This is a genomic window from Microbacterium sp. K41, assembly GCF_004794395.1.
GTDB classification, from domain to species: Bacteria; Actinomycetota; Actinomycetes; order Actinomycetales; family Microbacteriaceae; genus Microbacterium; species Microbacterium sufflavum.
The window spans coordinates 1-12,642 of sequence record NZ_SSDO01000210.1; the positions used below are offsets into that span (position 1 = coordinate 1).

Genomic DNA, 12,642 nt, shown 5'->3' on the forward strand with positions numbered 1-12,642 from the left:
CAGCGCCTCCGGGACCGACGCGGGCGGCTGCGTGCCGGTGGCCCAGCGGGTGCCGAGCTGCATCACGACGCCTCGACCGGGGCGAGCTCGATCGCGGTCACCGCGAACTCCTCGGCCTCGGTGAACTCGAGCTCGGCGATGCGGCCGACCGCGCGGAGGTCGTCGGCAGCGGCGCGCAGCGCGTCGAGCTTCGCGGCAGGGGCGGCGATCGCCGCGCGCGACACCGGGGTCTTCTGCGACGCCTTCGCCTCGGTCTTCGCACGACGGATGCCGATCAGGGCCTCGCTCGCGGCGGCCAGCACCGCGGCGTCGCCCTCGATGCCCAGCGGCTCCGGCCACGCGGCGGTGTGCACGGAACCCTGCTCGAACCACGACCACGCCTCCTCGGTCGCGAACGACAGCACGGGCGCGAGCAGACGCAGGAGCGTGGACAGCGCCAGGCGCAGCGCCAGTGCCGCCGACGCCTGTCCCACGTCGTTCTGGTTGTACGCCCGCTCCTTCACCAGCTCCAGGTAGTCGTCGCAGAACGTCCAGAAGAACGCCTCGGTGAGCTCGAGCGCGCGCGCGGCGTCGTAGCGGTCGAACGCCGCGGTCGCCTCCGCCACCACGGCGTCGAGGGCCGTGAGCATCGAGGCGTCCAGCGCGTGGGTGACCTGCGCCCCCTCCGGCACCGGGAACGACAGCACGAACTTCGCGGCGTTGAGCACCTTGATGGCCAGGCGCCGCCCGATCTTCACCTGGGTCGGATTCTGCGGGTCGAACGCGGCGTCCATGCCCAGTCGGCTGGAGGCCGCCCAGTACCGCACCGCGTCGGAGCCGTGCGCGTCGAGCACGTCGGCCGGGGTGACCACGTTGCCCTTCGACTTCGACATCTTCTTGCGGTCCGGGTCGACGATGAAGCCGGAGATCGCGGCGTTCTTCCACGGGGCCCTGCCGTCTTCCAGCGTGGAACGCAGCATGGTGGAGAACAGCCAGGTGCGGATGATGTCCTGCCCCTGGGGACGCAGGTCGAACGGGGCCGTGAGCTGCCACAGCTCCTCGTCGCGCTGCCAGCCGCCGGCGAGCTGCGGCGTGAGCGACGACGTGGCCCACGTGTCGAGGATGTCGGCCTCGGCGTCGAACCCGCCCGGCACGCCGCGCTGGTCTTCGGTGTACCCGGCCGGCACGTCGGTGGTCGGGTCGATCGGCAGGCTCGCGGCGTCGGGGACGAGCACGCGGTCGTAGTCGCGGTCGCCGTTCTCATCCAGCGCGTACCAGAGGGGGATCGGCACGCCGAAGAAGCGCTGCCGGGACACGAGCCAGTCGCCGGTGAGACCGCCGACCCAGTTCTCGTACCGCACGCGCATGAAGTCGGGGTGCCACGCGAGCTCCTGCCCGTGCGCGAGCAGCTGGTCGCGCAGCTCGCCGTCGCGGGCGCCGTTGCGGATGTACCACTGGCGCGTGGACACGATCTCGAGCGGACGGTCGCCCTTCTCGAAGAACTTCACGGCGTGCTGGAAGGGCTTGCCGACCGCGGTCAGGTCGCCCGTCTCCTGCAGCTTCTCGACGATCGCCTTGCGGGCGCTGAACACGGTCTTGCCGGCGACCTCGGCCGCGTACCAGGCGCGGGCGTCGGCGTCGGCCACGAGGGACGGAGCCTCCGGGAGGAACCGGCCGTCGAGGCCGATCGTGGTCATGTTCGGCAGGTCGCGACCATCGGTCGTGCGCAGCTCACGCCACCAGACGATGTCGGTCACGTCGCCGAAGGTGCACACCATGGCGGCACCGGTGCCCTTGTCGGGCTGGGCGAGGTGGTGACCGTGGATCTCGATCTCGGCACCGAAGAACGGGGTGCGCACCTTCGTGCCGATCAGGTGCTTGTGCGGGCCCTCGGGGTGGGTCACGATCGCGATGCACGCGGGGAGGAGCTCCGGACGCGTGGTGTCGATCGCGATCGAGCCGGAGCCGTCCGCGAAGGGGAACTCGATCGTGTGATACGCGGCCTGCTGGTCGCGGTCCTCCAGCTCGGCCTGCGCGATGGCGGAGCGGAAGTCGATGTCCCACAGCGTCGGCGCGAGGGCCTGGTAGGCCTCGCCCCGGTCGATGTTGCGCAGGAACGCGAGCTGGCTCTGGCGGATCGTGTCGTCGGAGATCGTGCGGTAGGTCTGCGTCCAGTCCACGCTCAGGCCGAGCTGCCGGAACAGGGCCTCGAACTGCTTCTCATCCTCGATCGTGAGGCGCTCGCACAGCTCGATGAAGTTGCGCCGGCTGATGGGCTGCTGGTCGGCCGCACGGCTGGACTTGTTGTCTCCGCCCTCGAACGGCGGGGTGAAGTCGGGGTCGTAGGGGAGCGAGGGGTCGCAGCGCACGCCGTAGTAGTTCTGCACGCGGCGCTCGGTGGGCAGGCCGTTGTCGTCCCAGCCCATCGGGTAGAACACGGTCTTGCCGCGCATCCGCTCGTACCGCGCCTTGACGTCGGTGTGGGTGTACGAGAACACGTGCCCGATGTGCAGGCTGCCCGAGGCGGTGGGCGGAGGGGTGTCGATCGAGTACACGCCCTCACGGCCGAGTTCCGCGGCGCGCAGACGGTCGAACAGGTAGGTGCCCTGCTCCGCCCAGGCGGCGTCCCACTTCGCTTCGAGACCTTCGAGTGCGGGCTTGTCAGGGATGGCGGACATGGAGGTCTCCTCGAGCGATGTATGCGGCACTGTGTGAGCGTGCCTGAGTGTGGGTGGTGCCGCCCAGTCTACCGAGCGTGCGGGCGGGTCGCTCGACCGCGGCGGGCGCTCGGCGCGGCGCGGACCCGCACCCGCCGCGACTGGGAGGATCGGAGCATGACATCGCCGTGGTCCTCGTCCACCCGTCCCCGGCTCGCCGACCTCGGCGTCGCGGCCGGAGCCTTCGCGCGCGGTGCGGAGAACGCGATCACCGACGTGCCCGGGGTGCGGGTCGGCCACGCCACGCTGCACGGCGACGGTCTGCACACGGGGGTCACGGCGATCGTGCCGGACGCGCTCACCGCGCGGCGCCGCAGCCTTCCCGCGAACCTCTCCGTGGGCAACGGCTACGGCAAGCTCGTCGGTGCCACGCAGGTGCGCGAGCTCGGCGCGCTGGAGACGCCGATCCTCCTCACGTCGACCCTGTCGGTGTTCCGCGTGGCCGACGCGCTGCTCGGGCACCTGCTGGCGACACCCGCGCACGCGCACACGACGACGCTGAACCCGGTGGTGGGGGAGACGAACGACGGGTTCCTCTCGGACATCCGTCGGCGGGCCGTGGGCGAGGAGCAGGTGGTCGCGGCACTGGAGGCGGCGGCGTCCGGTCCCGCCGCGGAGGGCTGTGTCGGTGCGGGTGCCGGGACGGTCGCCCTCGGCTACAAGGGCGGCATCGGCACGGCGTCGCGGGTGGTCGACGTGGCCGGAACCCCGTGCACGGTCGGCGCGCTCGTGCAGACGAACTTCAGTGGCACGCTGCGCATCGCCGGGGTGCCCCTGCCCGCGGAGGAGCTGCTCACGGACGACCCTGCGGAGACGGTCGGGAACTCCTGCATGATCGTCGTCGCCACCGATGCGCCGGTCGACGGCCGCCAGCTCGGGCGCGTGGCCAACCGCGCCGTGTTCGCGATGCGGGGCGTCGGTGCCGACTACGCGCAGGGCAGCGGCGACTACGCCATCGCGTTCTCCGTGCACGACCCGGCGACGGGCGGGCTCGCGGCGGACGACGAGCTCTCGCCGCTGTTCGCCGCGACGATGGACGCGGTCGAGGAGGCGCTGATCAACTCCGTGCTGGCCGCCGAGACCACCGTGGGCCCCGAGGGGCGGACGGCGCACGCGGTGCCGATCGATCGGGTGCGAGAGCGCCTGGCGCGCGCCGGGGTCGTCTGACCGGCGTTCACGACCCGGGGGGAAACGTCGCCGTGGAGGACGGACGCGCGACGTGTCGCGGCAACCGCGCCCGGACGTCCTGCGGTGCGAGCGGTGCTCAGTCGGCGAGCGCGGCGTGGATGCCCTCGCCGATCCGGCGCATGGCCGCGAGCACCGGGCCGCGGCCGTCCGCACCGCTGTTCCAGGTGGCCAGCACGGCGTAGGCGATGCGCCGGGTGGGCGACATGACGAGGCCCGTGTCGGCGCGGACCCGCGAGATCGTCCCGGTCTTGTTCAGCAGCCACACGCCGCGGTCGAACCCCCAGTGCGCGAGCGGGTCGAGCTCGAACGCCGAGGCGACCATCGACAGGTCCATGCCGGCACCGAGCCACCGCCGCAGCGTGTCGGCCGACGCGGGCGAGAGATCGGCGCCGTCGGCGAGCCGCGACATGAAGCGCACGAGCTCCGCGGCGTTCGCGTGCGACAGCGTCCGGGGAGCGCCGGGCGGGATCGGCCACCGCACGATGTCGTCGAGCGCGGAGGCGGTGTAGCCGAGCGCCCGGGTGTGCTCCTGCACCACGGGGATGCCGATCACGCGGCCCAGGGTGTTGGTGGCGGCGTTGTCGCTCACCGCGCCGATCAGCGCCGCCACGTCGTACAGCGACAGCTCGTCGGCCTGCAGCAGGTACCACAGCCCCGAGTCCTCGATGGCCTCCACGGGGCGCCGGGTCACGCGCTCCTCCAGCGTGCGGGTGCCCGCGTCGACCTCGGCGAGCAGCCGGTGCAGCAGGAAGATCTTGCCAACGCTCGCGGTGTCCTGCACGGCCTCGGGGTCGTGGCGCAGCAGCACCTCGCTGGTGTCGACGTCCTGCACGAGCACCGACCACACGGTGCCGTTCCCGCTCGGCAGCTCCACGTCGATCGCGCTCATGCGTCCCCTCCGTCGTCGCGCGGGCGTCCGGTCACGTGCGCCCGGATGAGCTCGCCGACCGCGCGCATGCCGTCGAGCACGGGCGCTCGCAGGTCGGTGCCCGCGGTCTTCCAGTTCGCCGCGACGGCGTAGGCGACCGCGCCCTCCGGGCCGCGCAGCAGTCCGACGTCCACCCGCGCGAAGCCCACGCTGCCGGTCTTGTGACGCAGCACCAGGCCCTGGTACTCGGCCTCGACGTGCGCGAGGGGGTCGAGCAGGAACGCGTCGGCGGCCATCGACGTGTCGGTGTCGGCGGCCAGCCAGTCCAGCACGCGCGCACTCACGGCGGGGGAGAAGACCTCGCCGGCGCCGAGCCGCCGCATCACGTCGGACAGCTCGGCTGCGGTGCCGAACGACGGCGTCCACGGCAGGTCGGGCGTGCGCTCGTTGCGGATGTAGTCGTGCAGCGCGGTGTCGCGGTAGCCGAGCTCCGGGGCGACCGCGCGGACGGCGTCGAGTCCGCAGAGGTGGAGGAGCGCGTTCGTGGCGAGGTTGTCGCTCACGGCGCCGACGAGGAGCGCCGCGTCGAGCACGGTGACGCGCTGGTCGTGCATCCGGTACAGCAGCCCCGAGTCCTCGACACGGTGCTCGTCGGGGATGTCGATGCGCGCGTCCGCCGCGAGCGTCCCGTCCTCCAGCCGCCGGGCGACCTCGATGAGCAGGAAGATCTTGCCGATGCTCGCGGTCTCGCACTGCACGTCCGGGTCGTGCTCGGCCAGGGTCGCCCCGGTGTCCGCGTCGAGCAGCCGGACGGACCAGGTCGCCCGGGGGTCGAGCGGGGGGAGGGCGATCATGCCGGCAGCCCGACCGTGAGGCGCGGCTCGTCCCCGGTCGCGTCGAGCACCCCGTCCACGCCGAGCGGGATCGTGAGCGCGTGCGGGTCGTGGCCGAAGCCCTGCTCCCACAGCACCGGCACCCCGCGGTCTTGGAACTCGTCGCGCATCAGGGCGTGCACGAGCTCGAGGTCGCCGCACTCGTGCCAGGAGCCCAGCACGATGCCCGAGGCCTGGGCGAGCCGCCCGGCCCGGCGCAGCTGCGTCACGAAGCCGTCCAGCCGGTACGGCTCCTCCGTGATGTCCTCGAGGAACAGGATGCCCGGGGCGGCGACGGCGGCCTCCGGCGCCCCCAGTCCCGCCGCCAGGAGGCTGAGGTTGCCGCCGGTGAAGCGTCCCTCCGCCCGGCCCCGCGTCATGATCTCGGTCTTCGGGCCGATGAGCTCGCGTCCGCGCCAGGGCTCGAACAGCCAGCGCTGCACGTCGTCGCGCACGGTCGGCGAGTCGCGGAACACGTTGTTGCCCGCCATCGGACAGAACAGCGTGGCGACGCCGAGGTGCGCGCGCCAGGTCTCGTGCAGCGCGGTCACGTCGGACGAGCCGGTGAGCAGCTTCGGCCGTCCGTCGCGCCGGAGGGCTCCGCGCCGCATGGCCGCCCAGTCGATGCCGTCGAGCAGCCGCAGGGCGCCGTAGCCGCCGCGGGCCGTGACGACCGCGTCGACCTCGGGGTCCAGCCAGGCGGCCACGAGGTCGGCGCGGCGCAGGTCGTCGGGGCCGGCGAGGTAGGAGGCGCGCGGGTGCGGCGTGAGCACGTGCTCTCCCACCCTCACGTTCAGGCCCCACGACTCGTAGTAGTCGACGGCGCGCTGCGTGTTCTCCTCGTTGCCGGGGCCCGAGGGCGACACGATCGCCACGGTGTCGCCCGGTCGCAGCGGCGCGGAGTCCAGGTAGGGCGAGTCCGTGCCGATCGCGGTGCCCTCCATCGTGTCGGTCATGCGGTCCTCTCCTCGATGCGCGGTGCCGCGGAGAGCAGGTGCCGCGTGTACTCGTGCTGCGGGTTCAGCAGCACCTCCTCCGTGGGGCCGTGCTCCACGATCTGCCCGTGGTACATGACGGCGACCGTGTGGGCGATGTTCCATGCGAGCCCGAGGTCGTGCGTGATGACGAGCGCTGAGAGCCCGAGGCGGCGGCGCAGGTCGAGCAGCAGTCCCAGGATCTCGCCGCGCACCGAGGCGTCGAGCGAGGCGACGGGTTCGTCGGCGATCAGCATCTGCGGCTGCACGGCCAGGGCTCCGGCGATCACGACGCGCTGCCGCTGACCGCCGCTGAGCTCCTGCGGGATCGCGCCGAAGTACTGCTCGGGCGGCGTCAGCTCGGCGTCGGCGAGGCTCTGCGCCACGCGCTCGCGCTCGTCTCCGGGGTAGCGCTGCACGCGCAGGCCCTCGGCGACCGACTCGTACACGCTGTGCTTGGGGTTGAGCGCCGCCCACGGGTCCTGCAGCACCAGCTGCACCTGCGAGCGGAACTGCGCGAGCGCCCGGCCCTTCGCCGCGATCGGAGAGCCCTCGAACAGGATCTGCGACCCCGGGTCGGCGGGCTGCAGTCCCATGAGGGCGCGGGCGAGGGTCGACTTGCCCGAGCCGGACTGGCCGACCAGCGCCACGATCTCGCCGCGCCGCACCGCGAGGTCGACGTCGCGCACCGCGTGCACGGGCCGGCCTCCCGAGCGGTAGGTGACGTTGAGGCCCTTCGCCTCCAGCAGCACCTCGTCGCCGTGGACGATCTCCGGCACGTCGTCGGCGTCGCGTCCGTGCCGGGTCACCGGCGCCATGCGGGAGGCGGGGTCGCCGATGGTGGGGAACGCGTCGGCGAGCTGGCGCGTGTACGCCTGCTCGGGCGTCGTGCACACCGCGTAGCTCTCGCCGACCTCGACCAGCTCGCCGTTGCGCATGATCGCGATGCGGTCGCACGCGGTCGCGAGCACCGACAGGTCGTGGCTGATCATCAGCATCGAGATGCCGCGCTCGGCGACCAGCCGGGAGATCATGTCGAGGATCTGCTTCTGCACGATCACGTCGAGCGCGGTGGTGGGCTCGTCCGCGATGATCACCTCGGGGTCGCACGCGAGAGCCATCGCGATCATGACGCGCTGCCGCTGCCCGCCGGAGAGCTCGTGCGGATACGCCTCGCCCTTCTGCGGCGGAAGGTCGACGACGTCGAGCAGCTCGCGCACCCGTTCCTTCCGCGCCTTCTCGGTCTTCCAGCGATCGGAGGCGTGCAGCTCCAGCGCCTCGTTCAGCTGCCATGCGACCGTGCGCACCGGGTTCAGCGAGTGCATCGCGCCCTGGAACACGATGGAGGTCTGCGCCCACCGCACGGCGCGCAGCTGTCCGAACGACAGCGTCGCCACGTCCTGGTCGCCCAGCAGCACGCGTCCGCTGAGTCGGGCGTTGCGGGGGAGCAGGCGCAGCACGCTCATCGCGAGGGTGCTCTTGCCCGACCCCGACTCGCCGGCGATGCCGAGGGTCTGCCCGGCGGGGAGGGTGAGGGAGACGTTGCGCACCGCGGCGACCTCGTCGCGGCCGGAGCGGCCGGAGGTGCGGTAGGTGATGGAGACGTCGTCGAAGATCAGGTCGGGCATCTCAGCGGCTCCTCAGCGTCGGGTTGGTGATGTTCTCGACCGCGCGGCCCATCACGGTGAAGGCCAGCACCACGAGCACGATCGCGATACCGGGCACGAGCACGTACCACCAGTAGCCGCTGGTCGCGGCGGAGACGTCCATCGCGTTCTTCAGGATCGAGCCCCAGGACTGCAGGGTCGTGTCGCCGAGGCCGAGGAACGCCAGCGTCGACTCGGAGATGATCGCGGAGCCGACCGTGAGGGTCGTGTTCGCGAGCACGAGCGGCAGCACCCCGGGCAGCAGGTGCTTGAGGATGATGTGCCAGTGGCCGGCGCCGAGCGCCCGGGAGCGCTCGATGTAGTCGCGCGACTCGACCGACAGCGTCTGCGCGCGCACCACGCGGGCCGTGCCCGCCCAGGAGGTGAGGCCGATGGCGATGATGATCGTCCACACCCCGCGGCTCAGCACCGACGACAGCACGATCGCGAGGATCAGCGACGGCAGCACCAGGAAGAAGTCGATGATGCGCATCATGAGGCCGCCGAAGAACCCGGTGAAGTGCCCGGCGGCGATGCCGACGAGCGTGCCGATGATCATCGACATCGCGGTGGCGGCGAGCCCGACGAGCAGCGACACCCTGGCGCCCCACACCATGCGCACCCAGATCTCGCGACCCTGGTGGTCGGTGCCCAGCGGGTGCTCCCACGAGGGCGGGGCGAACCGCTGCACGTCGACGAGCTTCGTCACGTCGAGCATGCTCGCGGGGGCGATGACGGGCGCGAAGATCGCGACGAGCGCCACGATGATGAGGAAGACGAGCCCCACCATGCCGGCGCGGTGGTGCGCGAACTCCCGGCAGAAGCCCGTGAAGGCGACGCCGCGGCGGTGCCAGGCCAGGGCGCGGGGGGAACGGATGGTCGGGGATGCCGTGGTCATGCGCGCCTCACCCTCGGGTCGAGCTGACGGTAGATGAGGTCCGCGATGAGGTTCATCACGATGATGATCGTGGAGAACACCACGAAGGTGCCCTGCAGGAGCGGGAGGTCGGGGCCGGAGATCGCCTCGAACGTGAGCTTGCCGAGGCCGGGCCAGGAGAACACCGTCTCCACGGTCACGGCTCCCGCGATCAGGCCGCCGATGTGCATGAACACGAGGGTGACGGTGGGAAGCAGCGCGTTCGGCACGGCGTGGCGGCGGCGCACGAGGTCTTCGCGGAGGCCCTTGGCGCGTGCGGTGGTGAGGTAGTCGGCGCCCATCTCCTCCAGGAGCGAGCTGCGCATCACCATGAGGTACTGCGCGTACACCACGGCGACCATCGTGATCACCGGCAGCACCATGTGCGAGATCACGTCGAGCACGATGCCCACCGGGTCGGTCGGCGGGTTGGGAGACACCATGCCGCCGGTGGGGAACCAGTGCAGCGTGCCGCCGAAGATCATCAGCAGCAGCAGGGCCAGCCAGAACGTCGGCACCGACCAGAACACGAGCGAGGTGCCGGAGACGATGCGGTCGAAGGTGGAGCCGTGCTTCCACGCCGCCTTCTGGCCGAGCCACAGGCCGAGCGCGATCGCGATCACCGCCGCGGTCCCGGTGAGCAGGATCGTGTTCCAGAAGTACTGGCCGATCAGCTCGGACACCGACGTGCGGTACACGTAGCTCGTGCCGAAGTTGAGGGTGAAGACGTTGCCGAGGTAGTCGAAGAACTGCTGCCACAGCGGCTTGTTCAGGCCGAGCTGCTCACGCAGCTGGTCGGCCTGCTCGGCGCTCATGCCGCGTTCGCGGGCGATCGAGGCGACCGGGTCGCCGGGCAGGATCTTGAAGGCGAAGAATCCGAGGAGGATCACCATCGCGAGGCTGATGGCCGCGCCGCCGAGCTTGCCGAGGATGTACCGGAGGGCGCCGACGCCGGTCGGCTGCTCTTCGGCGGCCGCGCTCGTGGCGATGGCCGAGGTGGAGGGGGGTACCGCGTTGGACATGGGGGTCTCCTTGCTGCGGAGCCGGAGACGTCGCGGGGGCGGGCTACCGCCGCCCGCGACGTCTCGCGGGGCTCATTCGACGTCGGCGATGTTGCGGCGTCGGATCAGGAAGAAGACCAGGGCGCCCACGACGATCACTCCCACGACGACTCCGCCGATGATGAGGCCCGTGTTGGTGCCCGTGCCGCCGGCCGTCGCGCCCTCGACCGGCTCCACGGTCAGGTAGCCCCAGTAGCCGGCCTGGTTGGCGATGATGCCGCCGTCCTTGGGCTGCAGGGTGAACCCGGTGAAGCGGTCGGAGCGGTACGCCTCGAGCGAGTTGGCGTACCAGGTGGCCACCTGCGCGGTGTCGGTGTAGTTCAGCGCGAGCATGTCGTGCACGATCTCCTGCCGCTTCTCCTCGTCGATCTCGGAGCGCTGCTGGGCGTACATCTCGTCGAACTCGGGGTTGCAGTAGCCGTCCTGCGTGGTGCCGCCGGTGCCGTCGGTCGCGGTCGGCAGGTTCATGCAGGTGTTGATGCCGAGCTGGTAGTCGGGGTCGGGGTTGACCGACCAGCCGCTGAAGTACAGGTCGTAGTCGCCGGACGTGGCCTTCGCGCTGATGGTGTCGGAGTCGGTGGACTCGACCGTGATCTCGATGCCGATGTCCTTCATCCACGGCACGAAGAAGTCGGAGATGGACTGCTCGTTCGCGTCGTCGGCGTCGATCAGCAGGCGCAGCGCGAGACGCTGCCCGTCCTTCTCGCGGATGCCGTCGGCGCCGGGCGTCCAGCCGGCCTCGTCGAGCTTCGCCTGCGCGGCCTCGGGGTCGAAGCCGACGATCACGTCGTCGTCCTCCGACAGGTGCCACTTCGGGAAGGACGCGGGGATGAAGCTCGTCGCCAGCGTGCCCTCGCCGTCGAGCACCTTGTCGAGCAGGGTCGCGGTGTCGGTGCCGAGGCGGATGGCCTGGCGCACCTCGAGCTCCTTGAGCGCGGCGTTGCCGGTGCCGTAGGGGACGTTGTCGCGGGTCTGCTGGCCCACGTTGATGCTGATCGAGTGGTAGCGGCGGCCCTCACCGGAGTGGGTGGTGACGCCGTCGACGCCGTCGAGCGCCTCGAACTGGGTGGGGGTGAGACCGGTGACGAGGTCGACGTCGCCCGCCTTGAGGGCCTGCACCTGCGCGTCGGAGTTCGTGTAGTACACGTACTGGATCGCGTCGATCTTGGGGGCGCCGCGCCAGAAGTTCTCGTTCGCCTTCAGGGTGATGGACTGGTTGGCGGAGTAGCTGTCCAGCACGAACGGGCCGGAGCCGACGACCTCGGAGTCGTTGGCGAACGTGGTCGGGTCGTCGACCTTCTCCCAGATGTGCTTCGGCACGATCGGGATCTCGGAGCCGGGGTTCGGGGCCTGCGGGGTCTTCAGGGTGATGACGACGGTCTTGTCGTCGGGCGTCTCGACCGTGTCGAAGTTCGACACCAGGTTGCCGTTGGCGGTGCCCAGCGCGGGCACCGTGAGCATCTGGTCGTACGTGTACTTCACGTCGGCGGAGGTGATCGGCTCGCCGTCGGACCACACCAGGTCGTCCTGCAGCGTGAAGGTCCAGGTCTGGCCCCCGTCGGTGGCCTCCCACGAGTCAGCCAGACCCTTGGTCGGGGAGCCGTCCTCAGCGTCGTTCTGCACGAGCGACTCGTACACGTACCGGATGATGTTGGTCGGCGTGAGGTAGATCGAGATGAACGGGTTGAACGTGTCGACGAACCCGGACGTCGCGATTCGCAGCGTGGTGTCCGATGCGGGGGATTCGGTGGCGGCGCTCGCGGTCTGCGCCTGGGCGGCACCGACCGGCGCGGCGACGAGAAGCGCGGTCGCGATCGCGGCGGCGGTCAGACTTCGCACTGATTTCGAGCGGGGGGCAAGACGCATGGAAGAAGTCCCTTCGGGCGCCGCCCGGATCCACGATGAAGCCGGGTCGGTGGAGACCATGCAAGCGGAAGTCGGGCCCGGGGTCAAGAGATTCGATGCGTATCGCGGAAGAAAAACTGCGGTCGTGGAGAAGACCCCCCGGCGCCGTTCGGGTGTAACACGGCGGAAACACGGGGCTGCCAGGATGCGCACGTGCGGGAACCGTCGAGACGGCGTCGCATCGTCACCGTGGAGATCCGGAACGTATCCTCGCCAGGGGTCCCGGGGCACGCGAACGGGAATCGTATCGTCAGTCCGCGGCGATCGTGAGCACGGCACGCAGGAGCGCGACCCGGTCGCGCAGGGAGGAGCGCAGGAAATGCTCGTCCACCGCGTGCGCGCCCCCGCCCCGTGGCCCGAAGCCGTCGACGGTCGGCAGCCCGAGCCCGCCCAGCAGGTTGGTGTCCCCGGCGCCCGCGGCCGGACGACCCTCGATGCGCTGACCGACACCGGCCGCCGCTTCGGAGATCTGCTCCAGCAGGGCGGCGTCCTGCGCGGAGGCCCGCCAGGCCGGCC

Annotated in this window: 10 protein-coding genes; 1 reads left to right on the forward strand and 9 read right to left on the reverse strand. The window is 71.2% G+C overall.

From position 1 onward, the window contains the following. Positions 1 to 62: 62 nt before the first annotated feature. The gene (valS, locus tag DW309_RS05635; RefSeq protein WP_136044812.1) at positions 63 to 2,657 is read right to left on the reverse strand and encodes a valine--tRNA ligase; all 2,595 of its coding nucleotides are present in this window, start codon (positions 2,655 to 2,657) and stop codon (positions 63 to 65) included. A gap of 156 nt (positions 2,658 to 2,813) precedes the next feature. Here valS and DW309_RS05640 point away from each other — a divergent pair, with 156 nt between their 5' ends. Continuing rightward, on the forward strand, positions 2,814 to 3,863 hold the full coding sequence (locus tag DW309_RS05640) for a P1 family peptidase (protein ID WP_136044813.1): 1,050 nt from the start codon (positions 2,814 to 2,816) through the stop codon (positions 3,861 to 3,863). A 97-nt stretch (positions 3,864 to 3,960) separates the two neighbouring features. Here the strand turns inward: DW309_RS05640 and DW309_RS05645 are convergent, their stop codons facing one another. The 8 genes from DW309_RS05645 to DW309_RS05680 all read right to left on the reverse strand — a co-directional run. After that, the gene (locus DW309_RS05645; RefSeq protein WP_136044814.1) at positions 3,961 to 4,773 is read right to left on the reverse strand and encodes a serine hydrolase; all 813 of its coding nucleotides are present in this window, start codon (positions 4,771 to 4,773) and stop codon (positions 3,961 to 3,963) included. After that, a complete protein-coding gene (locus DW309_RS05650) occupies positions 4,770 to 5,606 on the reverse strand; it encodes a serine hydrolase (protein WP_136044815.1) in 837 nt (278 codons plus the stop codon). Before DW309_RS05650 ends, DW309_RS05645 begins: the two co-directional genes overlap by 4 nt. Then, positions 5,603 to 6,580: a S66 peptidase family protein gene (locus tag DW309_RS05655; protein WP_240744545.1), complete on the reverse strand. Its 978-nt coding sequence runs from the start codon at positions 6,578 to 6,580 to the stop codon at positions 5,603 to 5,605. Before DW309_RS05655 ends, DW309_RS05650 begins: the two co-directional genes overlap by 4 nt. Next, positions 6,577 to 8,226 carry an ATP-binding cassette domain-containing protein gene (locus tag DW309_RS05660; RefSeq protein ID WP_136030917.1) on the reverse strand — a complete coding sequence of 550 codons (1,650 nt, stop codon included), beginning with the start codon at positions 8,224 to 8,226 and terminating at the stop codon, positions 6,577 to 6,579. The genes DW309_RS05655 and DW309_RS05660 overlap by 4 nt, the downstream gene beginning before the upstream one ends. Position 8,227: 1 nt before the next feature. After that, positions 8,228 to 9,142 carry an ABC transporter permease gene (locus tag DW309_RS05665; protein ID WP_136030919.1) on the reverse strand — a complete coding sequence of 305 codons (915 nt, stop codon included), beginning with the start codon at positions 9,140 to 9,142 and terminating at the stop codon, positions 8,228 to 8,230. Then, positions 9,139 to 10,182 carry an ABC transporter permease gene (locus DW309_RS05670; protein WP_136035442.1) on the reverse strand — a complete coding sequence of 348 codons (1,044 nt, stop codon included), beginning with the start codon at positions 10,180 to 10,182 and terminating at the stop codon, positions 9,139 to 9,141. The genes DW309_RS05665 and DW309_RS05670 overlap by 4 nt, the downstream gene beginning before the upstream one ends. A 72-nt stretch (positions 10,183 to 10,254) precedes the next feature. Continuing rightward, on the reverse strand, positions 10,255 to 12,060 hold the full coding sequence (locus DW309_RS05675; protein WP_240745286.1) for an ABC transporter substrate-binding protein: 1,806 nt from the start codon (positions 12,058 to 12,060) through the stop codon (positions 10,255 to 10,257). Between the two features lie 316 nt (positions 12,061 to 12,376). Further along, a partial coding sequence (locus DW309_RS05680) for a M20/M25/M40 family metallo-hydrolase (protein ID WP_136044816.1) occupies positions 12,377 to 12,642 on the reverse strand: 266 nt, incomplete at its 5' end.